This window comes from Microbacterium sp. SORGH_AS_1204, from assembly GCF_030818935.1.
Classification (GTDB): domain Bacteria; phylum Actinomycetota; class Actinomycetes; order Actinomycetales; family Microbacteriaceae; genus Microbacterium.
On record NZ_JAUTBD010000001.1, the window covers coordinates 2848014 to 2868789 of the forward strand.

The window sequence follows — 20776 nt, forward strand, 5'->3', positions numbered from 1 at the left end:
TCAGGTCACCCGTGGGTGAACGTTCACCCCGCGTCCTCACCGTTGGGTGAACACTCGGGTGTGCGGTGGCGACCGCTCCGCGAAAATGCGACCATGCCGGATCAGTCCGCCGCCGGCGTCTTCGCCCGCGACGGCTGCACGCGGGGCGGCTCGCCCGGCATCTTCGGAAACTCCGGCGGGAACGGCAGCTCGCCGAGGCCGTCGTCGAGGTCGCGCTGCCACCACTGCAAGAGCGTGTCGATGCGCCCGGGCTTGTTGCCGAATCCGGCCCAGGGGTCGCCGATGGATGCCAGGCGCGCGGGGATCGAACGCACGGTGAAGGCGAGGGGGTCGAGACCGTCGAGTTCGTCCCAGGTCACCGGCGTCGACACGGTCGCGGTCGGGAGGGCCCGGGGCGAGTACGCACCCGCCATCGTGCGGTCGCGATTCGCCTGATTGAAGTCCACGAAGATGCGCTCGCCCCGCTCTTCCTTCCACCAGCTGGTGGTCACGGCATCCGGCATCCGTCTCTCCAGCTCGCGCGCCGCGGCGATGACCGCGTGCCGCACGTCGAGGAACTCGTGCGTCGGCTCGATGGGGCAGAACACGTGCAGGCCGCGGTTGCCGCTGGTCTTGATCCACGGCTCCAGGCCCGCCTCGCGCAGCACCGCGCGCAACTCGTGGGCCGCCGCGACCGCCTCGGCGATCCCCGTGCCCGGCTGCGGATCGAGGTCTATGCGCAGCTCGACGGGGTGGTCGGCGTCGCTCGCGAGCGACGCCCACGGGTGGAACACGATGGTGTTCATCTGCGCCGCCCACACCGCCGACGCGATCTCGCCGAGGAAGAGCTGCGGATGCCGGCGCCCGCTGTTGTATGTCACCGTCACGGCCTCGACGAAGGCCGGCGCGCCTTTCGGCGGGTTCTTCGAGAAGAACGCCTCACCGCCGACGCCCTCCGGGAAGCGCTCGAGCGACACCGGCCGATGCCCGTTCGCCGCGATGAACGGGTCGGCGACGGCGATCAGGTACTCGGCGAGCTCCCGCTTGGTGATGCCCACCTCGGGCCAGAGCACGCGATCGGGGTTCGAGATACCGACCTCGCGATCGCCCTCGGGGCCCGGCACGGTCAGCGTGATGCGGGGGGATGCCATGTCCCGACGCTAGTGCGCGGATCGGGGCCGTGTCTGCCCGTTGCGTTCTGGACCACGCGCCCGTGTGCCGGGCGTCCGCGCCGCCGCGTGCGAGGCCGGCGCGATTCTGCAACGGATCCGGTTCGGAGCGTCGGATCCGGATCGAACTCACCGTGGCATCCGGATCCGGTGCAGCCTTCCGGTTCCGTTGACTCCCTCGCACGCGCCGCCGCGTGCGTGGCCGCCGCGCGCGCGGCCGGCGCGATTCTGCAACGGATCCGGTTCGGAGCGTCGGATCCGGATCGAACTCGCCGTGGCATCCGGATCCGGTGCAGCCTTCCGGTTCCGTCGACTCTCTCGCGACCCCGGCGGTGACCGGGCCACCGCAGCCGGTGTCCAGCCCGGGCCGCGGCTCCCGGCATCCGCCTACGCTCGACCTATGACCAGCGCCGCCGCCCGCACCGCCCTCGACGTCGCCGACTGGCGCCGCCGCGTCTTCGCCCTGTACGACGCCGTGCGCGAGGCCGACGACCCCGAAGAGGCCCACGAGCTGTGGCGGATCGAGCGCGACGCACTGTTCGCCCACCACCCGGCCACTCCCCTGCTTGCGGAGCAGCGCGAAGGCTTCACCGGCTTGCCGCTGGCGCCCTACGACGCCGCCTGGCGCTTCGAGGTGCCCCTGCTCGACGCCGACGAGGCGTCGTTCGTCGCCACGACCGGCACCGACGGGGAGGTCGGCTTCGAGCGCATCGGCCGCGTCGAGCTGCCCGACACGGGGTCACTCGATGTGTGGCGGCTGACGTCGTACGGTGGTGGCCTGTTCGTTCCCGTTCGGGATGCCGCGGCCGGCCGTCCCGGTGGCACCTACGGTGGCGGGCGCTACCTGCTCGACACGATCAAGGGCGCCGACCTGGGCCGAGGCGCGACGCCCGACAGCCTCGTGATCGACTTCAACTTCGCGTACAACCCGTCGTGCGCGTACGACCCGATGTGGGCGTGCCCCCTGGCACCGGCGGGCAACGTTCTGCCCGTGGCGGTGCCGGTCGGCGAGCTCTACGGCGCCTGACGCGCAACGCTGACGCAGAGACGGGCCGCTCCCGAGGGGAACGGCCCGTCGTCGGACGTCAGGCGGTCGGCGCCGCCGGTTCGTCGGCGAGGGCGATGACCGGGGCGAGCTCGTCGCGGTCGAGACGGATCCACGGACCCGCCGCGTCGATCAGGATGCCGGTGAGCCCGGCATCCTGCGCCAGAGCCTTGGCCAACTGGATCTTGCGGATCGGCAGCGGCTGGTCACCGCGGCCGAGGGCGAGCAGCTCGAGCGGGTGCGAGAACACCTCGAGGAAGCGCTCGCCCGTCGCGGCACGCGACTCGGCGACTCCCATGGGGCCGCCCTCTTCGGTCTGGTTGACGGCGATCCACATCGGCGCATCGTCGACGATGGCGTCGACGACGGTCGAAGCCGTGGCATCCGTCCGCTCGTCGCACAGGGCCGTCTTGATGCGCAGCTGCGGGTCGACCTCGGCCACCATCCGCTCGAGCAGCGCCTTGGGCAGCACCGCTCGCCCGTTCGCCGCGGCGGGGTTGAGCACGATGCCGGCATAGGGGCCGTCGATGATGTGGCGCAGCAGCGCGAGCACGGGCTGCGCCATCGCCGAGGTGTCGAGGTCGCCGTCGGCGTCGACGCTGGCCCGCAGGGCCATGCCGCCGCTGTAGCCGAGCACGAGCTGTTCGTCGCCGTTGTTGGCGACGGCGAGAGGCAGGTCTTTCCCCTCTTCCATCAGGGCACGGGCGTTGCCCTTCACGCGGAGGAAGACGTGGCCCTGCAGCAGCTGGCGCGCGACGTTGAGCAGCTGCGCGGGCTCGGCCGTGCCCTCGATCTCGGCGAGGGCGTTGCCGAGCAGCACGTTGTCGCGCAGACCGGGCATCGTCTCGGGCGCTTCGGGGGCGACCATCGCGCCGGGCTGGCGCGCCGACGGACGCGCCGCCACCGGCGGAGCCGAGGCTTCGGCGGGAGTTTCGGGTGCGGCGCCGACACCGCGGAACGACGACATCGAGATGCCGACCGTCGGGGTCGCCTCCGCGGCTTCGGGTGACGCGCCCGCGTCGGCGGAGGAGGCCTGCGCGGTCGGAGCGGCGTCGCTCGGTCCGGCGGGGTCGACGGGCTGCTCGCCCGGTTCGATCGTGGTGTCGGGCCGGTCGAACGATGCGTCGTCGGAGTCGGACTTCTTGCGGCGCGAGAACAGAGCCATTGGTCAAGCCTAGCCGGGGCGTTTCACCCGACCGGCCGGAAGAGCCTCAGAGCTTCGCGATCGGTGCGATCTTGACCAGCAGCTTCTTCGGCCCGACCGTGTCGAAACGCACGTGCGCCACGCGTTTCGCGCCCTCGCCCGTCACGGCATCCACGCGCCCCTCGCCGAAGTCGTCGTGGCGGATGCGGTCGCCCGACGCGAGCACCATGTCGCCGTTGTCGCGCACCTTCGCGGGGATGCGGTTGGGGAACTTGCTCGGGTCGGCCGGCGCGCGCTTGGGCAGCGGCACGAGGTCGTCGCCGTAGCGGTTGCCGCCGCCCCCGGGTTGTCCGGGGCGTCGAGCACGCGCATTCAGTGCCCGTGATTGCGACCCACCGCGACCGTTGACGTCGCCCGGCGACTGCCGCCAGTCGATGAGGTCGGCGGGGATCTCTTGCAGGAAGCGGCTCGGCATGGCGACGGTGACCTCGCCGAACTGCGCACGGGTCATGGCGAGCGAGACGTGCAGTCGCTTGCGAGCGCGGGTGATGCCGACGTAGAACAGGCGACGCTCTTCTTGCGGGCCGCCCGGCTCGTTCGCCGAGATGCGGTGCGGCAGCAGGTCTTCTTCGACACCGGTGAGGAACACCGCGTCGTACTCGAGGCCCTTGGCGGTGTGCAGGGTCATGAGCGACACCGAACCGGATGCATCGTCGAGGTCGTCGGCATCCGCCACGAGGGTCACCTCGGTGAGGAAGTCGATGATCGTTCCCTCGGGGTTGTTGCGCGCGAACTCGCGGGTCACGGCGACGAGCTCGTCGAGGTTTTCGAGACGCGCTTCGTCTTGCGGGTCTTTGCTCGCGCGCAGGGCGTCGAAGTAGCCGCTCTTGTTCAGCAGCAGCGTGAGGCCCTCGGTGACCGACGTGGAGGGAGCGAGCTCTCCGGATGCCGGGAGCATGACGGCCGTGGCCTCGGTGAGCACCGCGTCGAGCTGGTCGATGGCCTTCTGCAGCTTGGGGCCCACGCCGAGCTGCGCCGAGTTGGCGAGGGCGTCGCGGAAGGTGATGCCGTGCTCGGCGGCGTAGCGGGCGATGGCGGTCTCGGTGACGTCGCCGATACCGCGGCGCGGGGGCGGTTCAGGATGCGACGCACGGCCATGCCGTCGGCGGGGTTGGCGACGGCGACGAGGTAGGCGAGGGCGTCTTTGATCTCGGCGCGCTCGTAGAACTTGGTGCCGCCCATGATCTTGTAGGGCACGGCCGATCGGATGAAGATCTCTTCCAGCGCACGCGACTGCGAGTTGGTGCGGTAGAACACCGCGACGCCGGAGTAGTCAACACCGTTCTTGTGCAGCGCCTCGATCTCGTCGGCCACGAACTGTGCCTCGTCGTGCTGCGAGTAGCCGGTGAAGCCGATGATGGGGTCGCCCGCACCGACGTCGGTCCACAGCTTCTTGTCTTTGCGGTCGAAGTTGTTCGAGATGACCGCGTTGGCCGCCGAGAGGATGTTCTGCGTGGAGCGGTAGTTCTGCTCGAGCAGCACCACCTTTGCGCCCGGGTAGTCGCGCTCGAACTCGCTGATGTTGCGGATGTCGGCACCGCGGAACGCGTAGATCGACTGATCGGAGTCGCCGACGACGGTGAGGGATGCCGCTTGCTCGCCGCTGGGCTCGGCTTCGAAGATCATCATCCCGCCGGAGGAGAACGGCTCGGCGTCGGAGCCGACGGGCCGCGTCAGCTCGTGGATGAGCGCGTACTGGGCGTGATTGGTGTCCTGGTACTCGTCGACCAGGATGTGCCGGAACCTCTTGCGGTACACGTCGGCCACCTGGGGGAACGCGCGGAACAGATAGACGGTCTGGGCGATGAGGTCGTCGAAGTCGAAGGCGTTCGCCCGCTGCAGCTCACGCTGGTACGAGGAGAAGATCTCGACGAAGACGCGCTCGGCCGGGTCGCTCATGTTCGCCGACCGGGCGTAGGACTCGGCGTCGGCGAGCTCGTTCTTGAGCTTCGAGATGCGGCTCTGGGTGCCGGCGGGGGTGAGACCGAACGAGTCACCCTCGTGCTCTTTGACGAGCCGCTTGATCAGTGCGCGCGAGTCGCCCGAGTCGTAGATCGTGAACGCCTTGGTGAACCCGAACTGCTCGGCCTCGCGCCGCAGGATGCGCACGCAGGCGGAGTGGAACGTGGAGATCCACATGCCGTCGGCCTTCTGCCCGATGAGCTGGTGCACGCGCTCGCGCATTTCGCCCGCGGCCTTGTTGGTGAAGGTGATGGCGAGGATCTGGCTCGGGTACGCCTCGCGCGTGCGCAGCAGCGAAGCGATGCGTCGCGTCAGCACGCTGGTCTTTCCCGACCCCGCGCCCGCGACGATGAGTAGAGCCTGCCCGCGGTAGGTGACGGCCTCGCGCTGGGGACCGTTCAGACCCTGCAGGAGGTCGACGTCGGGGCGGGCGTCCGACGGTGCGGGACCGCCGACGATGAGGGGCGTGAAGGCGTCGGTCATGGCGGGTCAAGTCTAAGCGGGGCCTCCGACATCGGCCCCGGCCGAATCCCGCCGTGCCGATCGCTAGGCGCGCGCTTCGCCCGCCGCGCCCGACGACAGCAGCGACTGCGCGCGGGAGAAGTGCTCGGCATCCACCGTCACGTCCCACCGCTCGGCCTCGAATCCCTGCACCGACGAGAAGTCGCGACGGCCGCCCGTGAAGGCGTGGCCGATGAAACCGAAGACGGCTCCCCACACCGCGCCCAGCACGAGACCCAGCAGCAGCAGGCCGAGGAAGCCGCCCGGGCTCAGCAGGCCGAGCAGCACGCCGATCATGAGGCCGAACCAGGCTCCCGAGGCGGCGCCGAGCCCGGCGGCGCGGACCCGGGTCAGGCGCCCGGTCACCTGCTCGACGATGCGCACGCCGTGCCCGACGATGGCGGTGTGCTCGACGGGGAACCCGGCGTCGGAGAGACGGTCGACAGCGGCCTGAGCGCCCGTGTAATCGCTGAAGCTCGACAGGATGCGGCGTTCCGGCGTGGCGCGGGTGACGTCAGACATGGGGTTCCCTTCCCTCGATGGCTCCACGCTAAACCGCACGGGGCGACACGCGAGGGGCGCTTGCGCGGGCCGTCTCACCCGGTTAGGCGGACCCTGTCAAACCATGGATGCCACTCAGCCGCGGACGCGAAGATGGACCCATGCGCCTCATCCTCAACATCCTGTGGCTGATCCTGTCGGGCTTCTGGCTCTTCCTCGGCTACCTCGCCGCGGGTGTGGTGCTCTGCATCCTGATCATCACGATCCCGTGGGGCATCGCGTCGTTCCGCATCGGCGTCTACGCCCTGTGGCCGTTCGGTCGCGAGACGGTGTCGAAGCCCACCGCCGGCCTCGGTTCGCTCCTCGGCAACATCGTCTGGGTCGTGCTCGCCGGCTGGTGGCTGGCGCTGGGGCACATCTTCACGGGGTTCCTGCTGTGCGTCACGATCATCGGCATCCCGCTCGGCATCGCGAATTTCAAGCTCGTGCCGGTGTCGCTCATGCCGCTGGGCACCGAGGTGCGCGAGATCCGCCGCGGCGGGCCGTTCGACAAGACGCTCACGCGCTGAACGTCGTCGCCCGGAACGCCGGCCCCGCAGCCTCGGCGACGGCGCGGGGGAACCGCGTCAGCGCACCCGGTCGGCAGTGCGCTTCGGCAGGGCGAGCAGGATGCCGGCGAGGGTGACCACCGCGCCGATCGCCGCCGTGGTGGCGACGACCTCGACGGGGAAAGCGCCCTCGCGCACGCCGGTGAGGCGGGCGAGGTCCCACGGCAGCACGCCGACCTGCTCGTTCCAGGAACGCAGCGCATCGCGGGCACCCATGACGGCGATCGTCGCGGCCGGCAGCGCGTAGGCCGCCCCCATTCCGGCGAGCGCGACGCCCGCGGCGCGACGGGGTCCGAGCTGCGCGCCGAGCGACCACCCGGCGACGACGAAGACCCACGCGACCAGCGCGAACGCCACCGTCACGTAGAGGATGCGCAGGGCCGACGACGACCACAGCTCCGGCCAGACGCCGTCGAGCCCCGAGAGCGACACGGCGATCAGCGCCACCACGCAGCGCAGCACGATGGCGCCGCCGACCGCGGCGATGATCGGCCACGGCGAGCGTCGCCCGAGCAGCAGACGCACGGCGACGGCGAACACGAGCCACCCCAGGATCGCGAATGCGACGCTCCAGAGCCCGTCGCGTGGAGCCTGCACGATGCGTGTGGCGACGAGAATGCCCCCCGGGACGAGCATCATGAGCCAGCGGTCGAGGGGAAGCAGGCCGAGACTCGACTCCCGCGCCCGCCACGGCCTCGTCGACGCGATCCAGCTGGCGCGTGCCGCCGCGGCTCCGGGGCGGCGCACGAGCCGCGTACGCGCGGCCACCATGCCGATGCCGACCCAGGTCACCCCGAGCACGAGCAGGACCCGCGCCGACCACTCGGTCGCGGGGTCGACCGTCATCGGCTCGCGGGTGAACGGATCGACCACCACGGCGAGGATCGCGCCCGAGACGACAAGGATGCCAATGACGCCCAGGGCCAGAATGCCTCGCCCCGTCGTCGTCGCCATGCATCTACGTTACCCGCCGCCTTCCGGCCTCCACGTCATGCGAGATTGTGTAACAATCCATCCATGCTTCCCGCGCTGGCCGTTCTCGCCGCGGCCCTGTGCTTCTCGACGACCGGCACCGCGCAGGCGCTCGCGGGGGTCGACGCCTCTCCGCTCGCGGTCGGCGCCGCGCGGATCGTCGTGGGCGGCGGCATCCTGGGCCTCATCGCCCTGGCCCGGCGTTCCTCCGTGCGTGCGGCGGGCGGCTCGCGCGCGTCGACGTCGGCGCTCATCGCCATCGGCGCGATCGGCGTGCTCGCCTACCAGCCCCTCTTCTTCCTCGGCACGCGCGAGAACGGCGTCGCCATCGGCACGGTGGTCGCGCTGGGTTCGGCCCCGATCGCGACGGGGATCGTGGATGCCGTGCGCCTGCGCCGCGCACCCTCCTCACGATGGATGCTCGCCACCGCCATCGCCCTGGCGGGCGTCGTGCTCGTGTCGGGCGTGACCGGCGGCTCGGTGACTCTCGGCCCCGGCGGCCTGCTCGCCTCGGCCGGGGCGGGGATGTCGTACGCCCTCTATACGGTGTGCGGCAAGGCGCTGATCGAGAGGGGGTGGGACTCCACACGCGTCATGGGCACCGTCTTCGGGGTCGCCGCCGTCGCCAGCGTCCCGGTGCTGCTGATCGCCGGGTCATCGTGGCTGGTCACCCCGAACGGCCTCGCCCTGGCGGTCTGGCTCGGAGTGGTGACGACCGCGATCGCGTACCTGCTGTTCGGCTGGGGCCTGACGCGCCTGACCGCGGTGACGGTGTCGACCCTGACCCTCGCCGAGCCGCTCGCTGCCACCCTGCTGGGGCTGTTCGTGCTGCACGAGCAGCTCACCCCGCTGGGCGCTCTCGGCCTCGCGCTCATCGCGGTAGGCCTCGCCGTGGTGTCGGTTCCGTCGCGTCGACGGGAGGGGATCGCGGATGCCACGGCCCGAGCGTGACGCGAACGAGGGCGCCGCTGCGGTGTCGCGTCCCGAGCTCCACCCGGCCGCCGTAACGGACGGCGCAGGCGGTTCCGCGGCGGTGCCCCCTCCCCCGGTCGGGAAAAGTTCCCGCACGGCCCCCGTGATCCCCCCGCCTCGCCGGACGACAGCCGCCCCGGGCCCGCGCACCGCCGACGCGGTCGCCGACGCCGTGCGCGCCGGCATCCTGTCGGGCGACCTCGCCCCCGGCACCCCGCTTCGGGAGGAGGAACTGAGCACCGCGCACGGCGTCTCCCGTCATACCGCGCGCACCGCGCTCGCGAAACTCACCGCCGACCACCTCGCCACCGCCGAGCCGTACCGCGGCGTGCGCGTCTCGTCGCTCGACGACGACGCCCTGGTGGCCCTGCAGCAGCTGCGGTGCGCCCTCGAGACCGAGGCGCTGCGGATCGTCCGCGACCGCGGCATCCATCCTCCCGGCGTCGACGCGGCGCTCGACGACCTCGCCGCGGCCGAGGAAACCGGCGACTGGCCGGCGACGCTCGCCGCGCACGCGCGCGTGCACCTCGCGCTGGTCGAGGCGGCGGGCTCGCCACGGATCGCGCAGGAGTACCGGCGCCTCGACTCCGAGATGCACCTGCTGCTCACGCACGTGCGGCCGGCGTACGCGCCCGGCTCGCTCACCGCCGAGCATCGCGCCTACGTCGCGCTGGCCCTGGCCGACCCCGAGCGAGCGGTGCGCGCTCATCTCGAGCACTCCACGCGGGCGATCATCGACGGCCGCCGCGCCGGCTGAGCGCCACACGGCGACATATCGCGTCACGTCTCGCAACGCTTCTTCAGTCCCTCCCGCACCTCGGGTTAGCGTTGAGGTCACATCGCGGCGATCCGGGCGGTCCCGGGCCTCGGCTCATAACCGAAGGCGTGGCGGGTTCGACTCCCGCCGTCGCGTCCACTTCCGCTCGACGAATCGCTTGGCCTTCACCCGAGCACGGCACCGTCGCCTGCAGGGCGTGCCGCGCTCGGCTGCGATGCGATGTCCCTCGCCGCCCGGCCGGCCATGAACGCCTCACCGAGACGGCCGCGATCGGCTGCCGTACGATATACCACGGAGGTATACCGTGAGCGTACGGTTCGACCGCTACCGCGCACCTCAGCTCGTGCGCGCTGCACGCATCGATCGAGGGATGTCTCAGGCCGAGCTGGCGCGCGCCGCCGGAATGAGTCAGCCGAATGTCGCGGCGATCGAGACAGGATTGCGAACCCCCAGCGAGGACGCCTTGATGCGCCTCCTCCGGGCGGCTGACTACCGCCCGAGTCTGGCGGTGGAGGAGCATGCCGGGGCGATCGTCGACGCGGGAGCGCGATATGGACTTCGCGACATCCGAGTGTTCGGTTCTGTCGCAACGGGGGCCGATCACTTCACATCTGACATCGATCTCCTCGCCCGCGTCGACAGCGGCCGCGGATACTTCGACATCGCCGCGTTCACGAACTCCGTCGAGGAGCTCACGGGCTTCCCAATCGATGTGATCGTCGACGACGAGCGGCGCCCTGCGTTCCTGGCATCCACACCGACGGTGGCGCTGTGACGGGTCCAGAACCGGCGGCCGCACGTTTCACGCGTGCGCCGCGGGCGGAGAACTCGTCGAAAGACGTGGCTCGGGAGAATTTCCTCGACAGCCTCGACGCCATCGACGCGTTCGTTCTCCACGCGACGAGCGGTGGCAGAAGTGACCTGTGCCGCAACTCACCCGCCTATGCGTCGGGCTCGATGGCCGTGATCCGTGCGGCAGCCCTCTTCGAGGTCGATGACTTCGCGGACTTCCTGACAGGCACCCCGGACGAGGTGGTGCGGGCCCTCCGGACGATGCGCAACATCGCGTCGCACTCCGGGTATCGCGCCATGAACGACGAGTTCTTATGGGTGTCTCTGACCGTCGAGTTGCCGCCGTTCGTCGCGCAGTGGAGGCGTGCGGCGCAAGCGACGGATCCGGAATGAGCTGCGGCGTCGACCCGACTGTCATGCTGGAGGCATGACCTCCCCCGCACCCCAGGACGTCCCCGTCGGCAGCGAGATGATCCGCCTCGGCTCGTTCATGAAGTACGCCGGCATGCTCGACTCCGGCGGTGACGTGAAAGAGGCGATCATCGACGGCTACGTGAAGGTGAACGGCGAGATCGATCGCCGCCGCGGTCGGCAGCTGCAGGTCGGCGACGTCGTGACGTTCGAGGGGCGCTCCTTCCGCGTCCAGGCCTGAGCGGGCACGGGTTCCGAGCCGCCGGAGGCTGCGCTCCGCGGGTGTCGGAGACGGCGGGTCTTCGCGCGGAGAAAGCGGCGGATTGTCACTCGGACGTAAATGGTTGCCGCCGATGAGCCCTCGGCGTAAATGGTTGGGGTCGGTTTCGTAAGAGCCTCGTCACCGCCCCGGGACGCGCGAAAATCGACCATTAGCGTCGTGCCGACCCACCCGACCGACGGCGTGGGAGGAGGAGCTGAGACCCATGACCGACACGCCCTTGACGGCTGAGAGAGGAACGACGGCGGGCCGCACGCGCACCGTTCGGCACTGGCAGGTGCGCATCTTCGCGATCACCTGGATCGCCTACGCCGCGTTCTACGTGACCCGACAGGCGATGTCGGCGGCGAAGCTCGGCATCCTCGACGACCCGTCGGCCAGCGAATTCCTCACCCGAGAGATGCTCGGCAACCTCGACGCCGCCTACCTCATCGCCTACGCCGTGGGGCAGTTCGTGTGGGGGAGCATCGCCAACCGTTGGGGAGCACGTGTCGTGATCATCGGCGGTCTGATCAGCTCGGCCGCCGCGGCCCTGCTGATGGGCGTCGTGCCGGCGCTCGTGCTCTTCCTGCCGCTGGTGATCGTCCAGGGCCTCGCGCAGTCGTCGGGGTGGGGACCCCTGCTGAAGAACGTGTCGCAGTTCTTCTCCCCCGCCACGCGCGGGCGCGTCATCGGGTTCTGGTCGACGACGTACGTCTTCGGCGGACTCGTCGGCGCACCCCTGGCCGGGTGGTTCGCGTACTCCGTGTTCGACTCGTGGCGGGCCGCCTTCATCGCGGCGGCGCTCATCGTGGCGGCGGTCGCCGTGCTGTTCGCGATCTTCCAGCGCAACGCCCCCGAGGACGCCGGGCTCGTTCGTGAGAGCGCCGTCGACACCACCGGCGACGCGGTCGCCGCTCCCCGGCGCACCCGCTCCACCTTCCAAGCCCTTCGCGACGCGCTGCGCAACCGCGACGTCGTGCGCCTCGGGGCGGTGTACTTCCTTCTCAAGCCCGCCCGGTACGCGATCCTGCTGTGGGGCCCGATCATCGCGGTCGAACGCATCCCCGATCTCGACTTCCTGTCGGCCATCGTCCTGCCGGTCACGTTCGGCGTCGCCGGACTCGCTGCTCCCATCGTGGCCGGGTGGGTTTCCGACACCCTCTTCGGCGCACGACGCGCTCCGGTGGCCGTCATCGCCCTCGTGGTGACCGCCGTCTGCTTGGCTCTGTTCTACCCGCTCACGGCCACGGGATCGGTGTGGGGTCTGGCACTGATGTTCGCCGCCCTCGGTTTCGCCCTGTACAGCGCCGACTCGGTCGTGTCCGCGGTCGCTGCCGTCGACTTCGGCACCGACGACTCCGCCGCGGCATCCATCGGCTTCGTCAACGGCGCCGGCGCCGTGGGAGCCGTGCTCGGGGGCCTGCTCCCCGGCTACTTCGAAGGGTCGACGCTGTTCCTGGTGTTCGGCGGCGCCACGGTGGTCGCCGCGCTCATCCTGGCGCCGAGCTGGAACCGGATGCCGTCCGAGCCGGTCGACGAGAAGATCGTCGCCGCCGAGGGGGTGGCGCGATGAGCGGCTCCAGCATCATGGAAGCCAACAGCTTCCGCGGATTCGCCGCCGACGGCGACGAGACCGACCTGCAGCGGCTCATCGGCCGACGTCAGCGCGTGCTGGGCGGGGCGTACCGCCTGTTCTACCGCGAGCCGGTGCACCTCGTGCGCGGTGAGGGTGCGCGCCTGTGGGACGCGGAGGGCCGCGAGTACATCGACATGTACAACAACGTCGCGAGCCTCGGCCACTGCCACCCGGCCGTCGTCGCCGCGGTCACCGAGCAGATGTCCCGCTTGAACACGCACACCCGCTACGTGCACGAGACCATCGTGGACTACACCGAACGCCTGCTGGAGACGTTCCCCGCGCACATCGATCGGGCCATGTACATGTGCACGGGCTCGGAGGCGAACGATCTGGCCATCCGCGTCGCGCGGCAGTACACCGGTCACCGCGGCATCATCGTCACGGCCGAGGCGTACCACGGCACGAGCGACCTGACCAGCGGAGCATCGCCGGCGCTCGGATCGGGCCAGCCCCTCGCCCCGGAGGTGCGAACGGTCGCCGCCCCCGACACCTACCGGGAGGGGGATGCCGCGGGTGCGAGGTTCGCCGCCGACGTGCGCGCCGCGATCGCCGACCTGGACGAGCACGGATACGGTGTCGCCGCCCTGCTGGTGGACTCGATCCTCTCCTCCGACGGGGTGCTCCCCGGGCCGCGGGGCATGCTCTCCGACGCGGCGGCCGCGGTTCGGGCGGGCGGCGGCGTGGTGATCGCCGACGAGGTGCAGCCCGGCTTCGGACGCACCGGCGAGACGTTCTGGGGGTTCGACCGTCATCATCTGGACCCCGAGATCGTCACGCTCGGAAAGCCCATGGGCAACGGGATGCCGGTCTCGGGCCTCGTCGCCCGGGGCGACGTGCTCGCCGCCTTCAGCGACCATCTGCCGTACTTCAACACATTCGGCGGCAATCCCGTATCGATGGCCGCGGCATCTGCGGTGCTGCGCACGCTGCAGGAGGAGCGCCTGATGGAGCACAGCGCTCGCGTCGGCGCGGAGCTGCTCGAGCGCCTGTCGATGCTGGCGCTGACGCACCCGCTCGTCGGCGACGTGCGAGGGGCGGGCCTGTTCATCGGTTTCGAGCTCGTGACCGATCGCGACACCAAGGAGCCCGCGACCGTGGCGGCACTGCGGGTGCTCGAGGAACTGCGCCGACGGGGCGTGCTGACCTCCGTCGCCGGGCCCCACGGCAATGTCTTGAAGTTGCGACCCCCGCTCGCCTTCCAGTCCTCCGACATCGACCCGGTCATCGCCGCGTTGGACGAGGCCCTGTCGGTGGTCGAACATTGACCCATGACGACGGGCACGGCCGGGGAGGTCGCGCAGCATCGACTGCGTGAATGGATGACGGCCAACGCGTTCCTCCCCGGCGAGCGCCTCGGGAGCGAGCGTGGCCTCGCGGAGCGGTTCGGCGTCAGCCGGGCCGCTCTGCGCTGGGCCCTGGACCGTCTCGAAGCGGGCAACGAGGTGCGTCGGGCGATGGGACGCACCGGTGGCGTCTTCGCCGACGACGGCAAGCTGCAGCGGCAGGTCAAGACCACACTGGGCGTGCCGGCGATCGCGCGCCAGCAGGGATACGACGTCATGACGAAGGTCCGGGGGTGCGAGGTCGTCGAGGCGACCCCCGCGCAAGCCCGCGCTCTGCGCCTGCACCCGGGCGCACCCGTCGTCCGGCTGCGGCGGCTGCGCAGCGTGAAGGGCAGCAGCTGGTCGCTCGACGAATCGGTGCTTCCGGCAGAACGCTTCCCCGGTATCGAACGCGCGGATCTGTCGGGCTCGCTATACGCCCTGCTGCGCGATGTCTTCTCCCTTCGCATCGGCAGGACGGAGGAGACGGTGGAGGGTGTCTCAGCGGATGCCGAGCAGGCCGATGCGCTGGACGTGGATCAGGGCGCGTCGCTCCTCGTGCTGCGCCGCATCGCCTGGGACGACGCGGGGGCGCCCTTCGAGTGGGCGCTCGACGCCTTCCGCGCCGACCGGACTCGCCTGCAGCTCGCGCCGTTGCCCGCCAACTGGAAACGTCACGGGGACGCCTGAGACGACGCCGCCGTCGGCAGACGGAAGGGCCCGCCTTTCCCGAAGGAGAAGCGGGCCCCCACTCCCGGCATCCCGCGCTCGTGACACGGGATGCCGCTCGAACTCAGTGCTCGTCGTAGTGGTCGGCGTGCAGCGAGTGACGGTGCCCGTCGTGCACGTAGTCGACGTGGTCGTCGTGCTCGACCTTCTCGTGCCCGCAGTCGTCGCCGTGCGCGTGCTCGTCGACCGTGTGCTCGGCCTTCGATTCGTGCTCGTCGTAGTGGTCGCCGTGCAGGGCGTGGTGGTGCGTGCCGTGCACGTAGTCGACGTGGTCGCCGTGCTGGATCTTCTGGTGGCCGCAGTCGTCGCCGTGGGCGTGCTCGTCGACGGAGTGCTCGGCGTGGGTTTCAGCGATGCTCATTGTTCGTTCCCCTGGTCGGTCGATTCTTGTGCGTGGGCGATCGCATCGAGCACGACGTGCGCGACGTGCTGGTCGGTGAGGGCGTAGCGGATCTCTTTGCCCTCGCGTTCCGAGCTCACCAGCCCCGCCTGCCGCAGCGTCCGCAGGTGTTGCGACACCAGCGGTTGCGACAGGCCGGCCTGGTCGGCGAGCGCGCCGACCAGGAGCGGTTCGCGGCTCAGCAGCCACACGAGCGCGAGTCGCGACTCGTTGCCGAGAACCTTGAACAGCTCCGCAGCCTCGTCGAGCCCGGCGATCATGTCCACGGCATCCACGACACCATACACATGCACAGATTGCAATGTGTTCACCTAATCGGGAACGGTTCTCGTTCGCGTTATCGAGACCCCGCGCGCATCACCCCTGACGCCCCTTGAACCGCGGGTTCAGCTTGTTGATGACGAAGATCTTGCCGCGGCGGCGCACGACCTGCGCCCCGGGCTGCTTCTTGAGCGACTTGATCGACGCGCGAACCTTCATGGCATCCTCCTTGTTGATAACCGTTCTCAACAACACGGTAAGGTGTCGAGAGCTCCCTGACAAACGAGAGGTGGATGCCATGAGCCGAACGATCGCCGTCATGGGCGTCTGCGCCCCCGAACGCCGCGCCTACGCCGAACGCACCGCCGTCGCGCTCGACCGCTCGCTGCACCTGCTGCGATACGCCGACCTGCGCTCCCCGCACGCCCTGCCGCACCCCCGATCCCGTCCGGCCGATGCGGACGTCGTCGTCGACCTCGCGGGCGATGTCGACCTCATCCACGCCATCGGCGCACGGGGCGGCGCCGAGGTCGAGGCGGTGTGCGTGGTCGACGCCCGGCACATGATCGGCGATCTTCTCGACGACGCCCCGCTCGTGGCATCCGTCCGCGTCGGCGACACCCGCGGCGACGTCGGCGCGCGCGCCCGGCAGGCCGCGCTCGCGCTGGAGCTGGCGACCCGCATCGTCTGGATCAACTGGGAACAGGTGCCCACGCCGGCGCTCGCCGTACAGATGGCGCTCGCGTCGCACCTGAATCCCACCGCTGTCGTGCGGCTCTCGCGCGATCCCCTGAGCGATCTGCGCTCCGAAGCCGTGCACGAGGGCGAGATCCTCGAGCGCGCCGGCTGGGTGCGCGCGCTCAACGGCGAGCACGACCCCTACATGAGCGACAACCGCGTCATGACCCTGCGCTACGAGCAGCTGCGCCCGTTCCATCCCGCGCGCCTGTCGGCCGCCCTCGACCGTCTCGATGAGGGCGCGGCCGGACGCCTCGTGCGCTCCGCCGGATTCTGCCGTCTCGCGTCGCGTCCCGGCATCCTCGCCCGATGGGAGCACGTCGGGTCGGCGATGTGGATCGAGCCCCTGGGCGCCGACGACGGCCGCATGGGAATGGGGCAGGAGATCGCGTTCACCGGCCTCGATCTCTCGGCCCCGAAGCTGGCGCACGTCCTCGACCAGGCGGCACTCACCGACGACGAACTCGCCGCCGGCCCCTCGGCGTGGGTGGCGTTCGACGATCCGCTACCGGCGTGGCCCGCGGCGGCACCGTCGATTCCGGATGCCACCAACTGAACGCGTCGTTCTTGCCCGCGTGCGCTCGGAGCCGAAGGGCCGGGTTTGAGGTGTGTTCGGCACGTCGGGGCGGAGAAATCACGCCCCAAGACGCCGATCACGCCCCAAACCTCGCCCCGACTCAAGCAGCGCACGCCCAGAGCGGCAAGACCGGGTTTGGGGCGAGATTCGCACCCTGGAGCAGGAGTACCCGGGTTGGGGCGGCTTTCGCACGTCGGGGCGGCGAAATCACGCCCCGACTCGCCGATCACGCCCCAAACCCGCCGCGACCCGCCCCGCAGCACGGCCTCGCCCCCGGCGACGCCCTCTCAACGAGCGAGACGGCCGCGCTGTCAAGCCGGTACACCGGGCCGCGCACGTGCGGCACCGTGGGCGCATGAGCACTCCTGACATTCCGTCCCGTCACGCCGACGACGCCCGCGCCGACTCCGCCGCCCCCACCGATGCGGTGACCGACGACGTGCGCGAAGACGCCGCGCAGGCCGAAGAGCACGTGAACCTCGACGATCACACCGGTGACGCCCTCGAGCCCGACCCCGGATTCCCCGCCGCGGAGGGCCACGCCTGACCGCCTCGGCGTTCGTCGGCATTTCAGGGTGGCGGTATCCGCGCTGGCGCGGCGACTTCTACCCGCGCGGGCTCGTGCAGCGGCGCGAGCTCGCGTACGCCGCCGAGCGGATGCCGAGCGTCGAACTGAACGGGTCGTTCTACTCCCTGCAGCGGCCGTCCAGCTACCAGCGCTGGCGCGCCGAGGTGCCCGACGGGTTCGTGTTCGCCGTGAAGGGCTCGCGGTACGTCACGCACATGCTGCGGCTCGTCGGCGTGCACACCGCGCTCGCGAACTTCTTCGCCTCCGGCGTGCTCGCCCTCGGACCGACGCTCGGCCCGTTCCTCTGGCAGCTCCCCGAGCGCCTCGAATTCGACGCCGGTGTCCTCGACGACTTCCTCGCACAGCTGCCGCGAACCAGCGGTGACGCCCTCGCGCTGGCCCGAAACCACGACCAGCGGCTCGACGGACGCACCTGGCTCGACATCGAGAGCGATGTGCCGCTGCGTCACGCGCTCGAACCCCGCTCGGCGTCGTTCGCCGACCCGCGCGCCGTGGAGGTGCTGCGCGCGCACGACGTCGCCCTCGTGCTCGCCGACACGGCCGGACGCTGGCCGGCGTTCGACGCCGTCACCGCCGATCACGTCTACGTGCGCCTCCACGGCTCTCGCGAGCTCTACGCCAGCGGGTACACCGACGCCGAGCTCGACACGTGGGCCGATCGCATCCGGGGCTGGCTCGACGGCTCGGCAACGCCCGACGGGCTGCCCCGCGACGTCTACGCGTACTTCGACAACGATGCGCGCGGACGAGCGCCATGGGATGCCATGGCACTCGCGGAGCGGCTGCGCTGAAGGGTCGGCGTCGCTCGCGGAGCGGCTGCGCTGAAGGGTGGGCGTCGCTCGCGGAGCGGCTGCGCTGAAAGGTCGCCGGAGCTCGCGGAGCGGCTGCGCGGCGGACCCACCAGCGGCGGTGTCCGGGCTCCCGCGCTAAGGCTCCACTGGCGACGCGCCCCGAGGCCCGCGCTGCGGCCATCAGCGTTCGCACGCGCCGCCTCGCACTGCTGCGCGATACGCGTCCCCGGAGACTGTCGCCTCGCCAGACCCCGCGCGCGAGCCGTTCCCCTCTCGCACGACGCGAGGCTCCGGCGGTGCTCCCCGCCGATATCCGCGCGCGAGACGACGCGCTCCTAGGCGATACGCGTCCCCGGGGGCAGTCGCTTCGCCGGCGTCCGCGTACGGGCGATCCCCCAAGCCATCAGACCGCCGGCGAGCACGACCTGAACGAGCAGACCGACGAACCAGCTCGGGGTCGTCCCGGCAATCTGCTGCTCGGGCGTCTCGTACGGGGGCTGATCCTGCGAGAGGTACTGCCCGCACGACTGCACCACCTCGCGAGGCTCGGGAGGGATCTGCGCGAAGCGGACGCCGTACGCGATCTGCGAGAACAGATCACTCGGCGAGCCGTACTCCTCGTCGTACGTGGGCGGCGTCGCATCGGCCAGAATGACGAACGGGTTCGCGGCGAGCAGCCACCACACCCGGTCGAAGCGCGGCACCTCCCGATACGAGGTCGTCTCGACGCACCCGATCTCCGAGGGCGACGGACACCCCTCCCGGTCGGTGGGACCGTAGGGGTTGCATCCCACCGGCACCGAGTCGACGTCGATGTCGCGCACCACGGTCTCCTGCGTCGATCGCAGCGCCGTCGACCCGAGACCGAAGGCCAGGAGGGTGCCGATCGTCAGGGCGGCGACGATGAGATACGTGCTCGCGACGGAGAAGAGCGGCCTGGCGAGGATCGCGCTCAGCCCCACGCCGATCGCCGCGACGATTCCCACCTCGATCACCAGGATCAGCAGCGACGTGAGGATGACCAGCGGATTCAGTTCGCCCGCGAACGTCGACACGAGCAGGAAGGGCAGAGCGACCACGAGGAACGCGAGTCCCGAGATCCAGGCGGCGAGGAACTTGCCGACGACGATCTCCACCGTGGTGGCGAGCGTGATCTGCACGGGCGCGAGGGTCGCGGCATCCCGATCGCCGTTGACGGCGCTGCCGCTCAACGTCGGCGACACGAGCAGCACGAGCAACAGCACCAGCATGATGACGAACGAGAAGAACAGCTCGTTGCCACCGCTCCACAGGGAGAACGAGGCGAACGACAGCACCAGCAACCCGACCAGGATGACGGCGAAGACGCCGAGCAGGACGTACCAGGCGACGGAGCGCACGCGCTGTCGCAGCTCGATCCCGACGATCGTGCGAAGGCGGTGGAGGTTCATGCGCTGCTCCCGTCGTCGGACCGGCTTTCGGGCGGGGCGGCCGGTCTCGGCGGCGCACCGGGCGACGGTGAGGGCGAACGAGGCGAGGGGTGCGCCGACTCGGGAGTCGGAGCGGCGCCCGGGGAGGATCGGGGCGTCGAGGCCGCGTCGGGGGTGCCCGCTGCGTCGGCTCTCAGATCGAGGAACGCGTGCTCGAGATCGCCGACCGCCGGCGCGAACTCCACGATCGGCAGCCCGGCGCTGACCAACGAACGAAGCCCCGCGACCGCGGCGGCCTCGTCGGCGAACGGCACGAGCACATCGCGTCGGTCGACGCCGACCTCGGGCCCCGTGCGGCCGAGAGCGGACGCGATGTCGAGGCGGACGGCATCCATCGGCCGGGCGGTGTCGGCGGCCGCACGCACGCGCCACACGCGAACCCGGGTGGCAGCCGCCGCGATGCGATCGCTGCCGACCGTGCGCCCTTCGACGAGGAACACCGCGTCGTCGACGACCTCTTCGAGTTCGGACAGCACGTGACTCGAGATCAGGATCGTGCGCCCCTCCGCCGCGAGGCGTCGCAGCAGCACGCGCAGCGCGATGCGGGCCTGCGGATCGAGGCCCGATGCCGGCTCGTCGAGCAGCAGCACTCGCGGGTCGTGCACGAGCGCCCGCGCGAGGGCGAGGCGCTGCTTCTGCCCGCGCGAGAGGACCCGCGCCGGCGAGGCGGCGAGCGCGGTCAGATCCACGAGCTCGAGCAGTTCGTCGGCGCGGGTGCGCGCGGCCTCGCGCGTCAGGTCGTAGAGCTGTGCGGTGGCGACGAGCACCTCGCGCGCGGTGAGGCTCGGCCAGGCGCCGAGCGAATCCGGCATCCATCCGAGCAGCCGCCGGACTCCTGCCGGATCGGCCACCGGGTCGACGCCGCCGAGACGCATCCGCCCCTCGTCGGGACGCAGCAGCGACGCGAGCATGAGCATCAGCGTCGTCTTGCCCGATCCGTTCGGGCCGACGAGACCGGTCACCCGCCCCGGCGCCGCTGTGAACGTGACCTCGCGGACGGCGTGGACCGCCCCGAACGACCGTTTCACCCCTGCGACGTCGATACCGGCATCCATGCGCCCCACCCTAGAGGGGGCCTCCGACACCGCCCCCGCCGGAGGGGCCG

The 20776-nt window shown here is 70.8% G+C and carries 22 protein-coding genes, 1 tRNA gene and 1 pseudogene; 14 read left to right on the forward strand and 10 right to left on the reverse strand.

The window, feature by feature from the left end:
* Positions 1-101: 101 nt before the first annotated feature.
* On the reverse strand, positions 102-1130 hold the full coding sequence (gene ligD / locus QE410_RS13055) for a non-homologous end-joining DNA ligase (protein WP_307332802.1): 1029 nt from the start codon (positions 1128-1130) through the stop codon (positions 102-104).
* 418 nt (positions 1131-1548) lie between these two features.
* On the opposite strand from ligD, the gene QE410_RS13060 reads away from it, so the two are divergent.
* Complete coding sequence (locus QE410_RS13060) at positions 1549-2175, forward strand: DUF1684 domain-containing protein (RefSeq protein ID WP_307332805.1); 627 nt, start codon at positions 1549-1551, stop codon at positions 2173-2175.
* 58 nt (positions 2176-2233) lie between these two features.
* On the opposite strand, the gene QE410_RS13065 is transcribed toward QE410_RS13060, so the two are convergent.
* The 3 genes and pseudogenes from QE410_RS13065 to QE410_RS13075 form a co-directional block, all read right to left on the reverse strand.
* Positions 2234-3358 (reverse strand): SseB family protein, encoded by a 1125-nt coding sequence (locus tag QE410_RS13065; RefSeq protein ID WP_307332808.1) that lies wholly within the window; start codon positions 3356-3358, stop codon positions 2234-2236.
* 46 nt (positions 3359-3404) lie between these two features.
* Positions 3405-5842 (reverse strand): annotated as a pseudogene (locus QE410_RS13070) (ATP-dependent helicase).
* Between the two features lie 63 nt (positions 5843-5905).
* The gene (locus tag QE410_RS13075; RefSeq protein WP_307332811.1) at positions 5906-6382 is read right to left on the reverse strand and encodes a general stress protein; all 477 of its coding nucleotides are present in this window, start codon (positions 6380-6382) and stop codon (positions 5906-5908) included.
* A gap of 140 nt (positions 6383-6522) precedes the next feature.
* Between QE410_RS13075 and QE410_RS13080 the strand changes: the two genes are divergently transcribed.
* The gene (locus tag QE410_RS13080; protein ID WP_307332814.1) at positions 6523-6930 is read left to right on the forward strand and encodes a YccF domain-containing protein; all 408 of its coding nucleotides are present in this window, start codon (positions 6523-6525) and stop codon (positions 6928-6930) included.
* 57 nt (positions 6931-6987) lie between these two features.
* On the opposite strand, the gene QE410_RS13085 is transcribed toward QE410_RS13080, so the two are convergent.
* Complete coding sequence (locus QE410_RS13085; protein WP_307332818.1) at positions 6988-7923, reverse strand: hypothetical protein; 936 nt, start codon at positions 7921-7923, stop codon at positions 6988-6990.
* A gap of 63 nt (positions 7924-7986) precedes the next feature.
* On the opposite strand from QE410_RS13085, the gene QE410_RS13090 reads away from it, so the two are divergent.
* The 9 genes from QE410_RS13090 (at position 7987) to QE410_RS13130 (ending at position 14807) form a co-directional block, all read left to right on the forward strand.
* Entirely contained in the window at positions 7987-8892 is a 906-nt protein-coding gene (locus QE410_RS13090) for a DMT family transporter (protein WP_307332820.1), read from the forward strand.
* Positions 8893-9016: 124 nt separating this feature from the next.
* Positions 9017-9670 carry a GntR family transcriptional regulator gene (locus tag QE410_RS13095; protein WP_307332823.1) on the forward strand — a complete coding sequence of 218 codons (654 nt, stop codon included), beginning with the start codon at positions 9017-9019 and terminating at the stop codon, positions 9668-9670.
* A gap of 83 nt (positions 9671-9753) precedes the next feature.
* A tRNA-Met gene (locus QE410_RS13100) sits at positions 9754-9829 on the forward strand.
* A 166-nt stretch (positions 9830-9995) separates the two neighbouring features.
* The gene (locus QE410_RS13105; RefSeq protein WP_307332826.1) at positions 9996-10466 is read left to right on the forward strand and encodes an XRE family transcriptional regulator; all 471 of its coding nucleotides are present in this window, start codon (positions 9996-9998) and stop codon (positions 10464-10466) included.
* The gene (locus tag QE410_RS13110; protein WP_307332829.1) at positions 10463-10876 is read left to right on the forward strand and encodes a hypothetical protein; all 414 of its coding nucleotides are present in this window, start codon (positions 10463-10465) and stop codon (positions 10874-10876) included. Before QE410_RS13105 ends, QE410_RS13110 begins: the two co-directional genes overlap by 4 nt.
* A gap of 34 nt (positions 10877-10910) precedes the next feature.
* Positions 10911-11135, forward strand: coding sequence for an RNA-binding S4 domain-containing protein (locus QE410_RS13115; protein WP_307332832.1), 225 nt, complete (start codon positions 10911-10913; stop codon positions 11133-11135).
* Positions 11136-11379: 244 nt separating this feature from the next.
* The gene (locus QE410_RS13120) at positions 11380-12729 is read left to right on the forward strand and encodes an MFS transporter (RefSeq protein WP_307332835.1); all 1350 of its coding nucleotides are present in this window, start codon (positions 11380-11382) and stop codon (positions 12727-12729) included.
* Positions 12726-14060, forward strand: a complete 1335-nt coding sequence (locus QE410_RS13125) for an aspartate aminotransferase family protein (RefSeq protein ID WP_307332839.1) — start codon at positions 12726-12728, stop codon at positions 14058-14060. The genes QE410_RS13120 and QE410_RS13125 overlap by 4 nt, the downstream gene beginning before the upstream one ends.
* Positions 14061-14063: 3 nt before the next feature.
* On the forward strand, positions 14064-14807 hold the full coding sequence (locus QE410_RS13130) for a GntR family transcriptional regulator (RefSeq protein ID WP_307332842.1): 744 nt from the start codon (positions 14064-14066) through the stop codon (positions 14805-14807).
* Positions 14808-14910: 103 nt separating this feature from the next.
* On the opposite strand, the gene QE410_RS13135 is transcribed toward QE410_RS13130, so the two are convergent.
* From QE410_RS13135 to ykgO, 3 genes are all read right to left on the reverse strand, one after another.
* On the reverse strand, positions 14911-15207 hold the full coding sequence (locus tag QE410_RS13135; RefSeq protein WP_307332846.1) for a hypothetical protein: 297 nt from the start codon (positions 15205-15207) through the stop codon (positions 14911-14913).
* Positions 15204-15506, reverse strand: coding sequence for a helix-turn-helix transcriptional regulator (locus QE410_RS13140; protein ID WP_307332849.1), 303 nt, complete (start codon positions 15504-15506; stop codon positions 15204-15206). The genes QE410_RS13135 and QE410_RS13140 overlap by 4 nt, the downstream gene beginning before the upstream one ends.
* Before the next feature lie 97 nt (positions 15507-15603).
* Positions 15604-15726: a type B 50S ribosomal protein L36 gene (gene ykgO, locus QE410_RS13145; protein WP_307332852.1), complete on the reverse strand. Its 123-nt coding sequence runs from the start codon at positions 15724-15726 to the stop codon at positions 15604-15606.
* Positions 15727-15805: 79 nt separating this feature from the next.
* Between ykgO and QE410_RS13150 the strand changes: the two genes are divergently transcribed.
* From QE410_RS13150 to QE410_RS13160, 3 genes are all read left to right on the forward strand, one after another.
* The gene (locus QE410_RS13150) at positions 15806-16801 is read left to right on the forward strand and encodes a GTP-binding protein (RefSeq protein ID WP_307332855.1); all 996 of its coding nucleotides are present in this window, start codon (positions 15806-15808) and stop codon (positions 16799-16801) included.
* Between the two features lie 376 nt (positions 16802-17177).
* Positions 17178-17369, forward strand: a complete 192-nt coding sequence (locus QE410_RS13155) for a hypothetical protein (protein ID WP_058230988.1) — start codon at positions 17178-17180, stop codon at positions 17367-17369.
* Positions 17366-18202, forward strand: a complete 837-nt coding sequence (locus QE410_RS13160) for a DUF72 domain-containing protein (RefSeq protein ID WP_058230987.1) — start codon at positions 17366-17368, stop codon at positions 18200-18202. The genes QE410_RS13155 and QE410_RS13160 overlap by 4 nt, the downstream gene beginning before the upstream one ends.
* A 335-nt stretch (positions 18203-18537) precedes the next feature.
* On the opposite strand, the gene QE410_RS13165 is transcribed toward QE410_RS13160, so the two are convergent.
* Positions 18538-19632 (reverse strand): ABC transporter permease, encoded by a 1095-nt coding sequence (locus tag QE410_RS13165; protein ID WP_307332858.1) that lies wholly within the window; start codon positions 19630-19632, stop codon positions 18538-18540.
* Positions 19629-20726, reverse strand: a complete 1098-nt coding sequence (locus QE410_RS13170) for an ABC transporter ATP-binding protein (protein WP_307332862.1) — start codon at positions 20724-20726, stop codon at positions 19629-19631. The genes QE410_RS13165 and QE410_RS13170 overlap by 4 nt, the downstream gene beginning before the upstream one ends.
* Between the last annotated feature and the right edge of the window lie 50 nt (positions 20727-20776).

Bases quoted from the DNA above. Each gene is read 5' to 3' on its own strand.
- ligD (WP_307332802.1), bottom strand. From the start codon at position 1,130: ATGGCATCCCCCCGCATCACGCTGACCGTGCCGGGCCCCGAGGGCGAT.
- QE410_RS13060 (WP_307332805.1), top strand. From the start codon at position 1,549: ATGACCAGCGCCGCCGCCCGCACCGCCCTCGACGTCGCCGACTGGCGC.
- QE410_RS13065 (WP_307332808.1), bottom strand. From the start codon at position 3,358: ATGGCTCTGTTCTCGCGCCGCAAGAAGTCCGACTCCGACGACGCATCG.
- QE410_RS13075 (WP_307332811.1), bottom strand. From the start codon at position 6,382: ATGTCTGACGTCACCCGCGCCACGCCGGAACGCCGCATCCTGTCGAGC.
- QE410_RS13080 (WP_307332814.1), top strand. From the start codon at position 6,523: ATGCGCCTCATCCTCAACATCCTGTGGCTGATCCTGTCGGGCTTCTGG.
- QE410_RS13085 (WP_307332818.1), bottom strand. From the start codon at position 7,923: ATGGCGACGACGACGGGGCGAGGCATTCTGGCCCTGGGCGTCATTGGC.
- QE410_RS13090 (WP_307332820.1), top strand. From the start codon at position 7,987: ATGCTTCCCGCGCTGGCCGTTCTCGCCGCGGCCCTGTGCTTCTCGACG.
- QE410_RS13115 (WP_307332832.1), top strand. From the start codon at position 10,911: ATGACCTCCCCCGCACCCCAGGACGTCCCCGTCGGCAGCGAGATGATC.
- QE410_RS13120 (WP_307332835.1), top strand. From the start codon at position 11,380: ATGACCGACACGCCCTTGACGGCTGAGAGAGGAACGACGGCGGGCCGC.
- QE410_RS13125 (WP_307332839.1), top strand. From the start codon at position 12,726: ATGAGCGGCTCCAGCATCATGGAAGCCAACAGCTTCCGCGGATTCGCC.
- QE410_RS13130 (WP_307332842.1), top strand. From the start codon at position 14,064: ATGACGACGGGCACGGCCGGGGAGGTCGCGCAGCATCGACTGCGTGAA.
- QE410_RS13135 (WP_307332846.1), bottom strand. From the start codon at position 15,207: ATGAGCATCGCTGAAACCCACGCCGAGCACTCCGTCGACGAGCACGCC.
- QE410_RS13140 (WP_307332849.1), bottom strand. From the start codon at position 15,506: ATGATCGCCGGGCTCGACGAGGCTGCGGAGCTGTTCAAGGTTCTCGGC.
- ykgO (WP_307332852.1), bottom strand. From the start codon at position 15,726: ATGAAGGTTCGCGCGTCGATCAAGTCGCTCAAGAAGCAGCCCGGGGCG.
- QE410_RS13150 (WP_307332855.1), top strand. From the start codon at position 15,806: ATGAGCCGAACGATCGCCGTCATGGGCGTCTGCGCCCCCGAACGCCGC.
- QE410_RS13155 (WP_058230988.1), top strand. From the start codon at position 17,178: ATGAGCACTCCTGACATTCCGTCCCGTCACGCCGACGACGCCCGCGCC.
- QE410_RS13165 (WP_307332858.1), bottom strand. From the start codon at position 19,632: ATGAACCTCCACCGCCTTCGCACGATCGTCGGGATCGAGCTGCGACAG.
- QE410_RS13170 (WP_307332862.1), bottom strand. From the start codon at position 20,726: ATGGATGCCGGTATCGACGTCGCAGGGGTGAAACGGTCGTTCGGGGCG.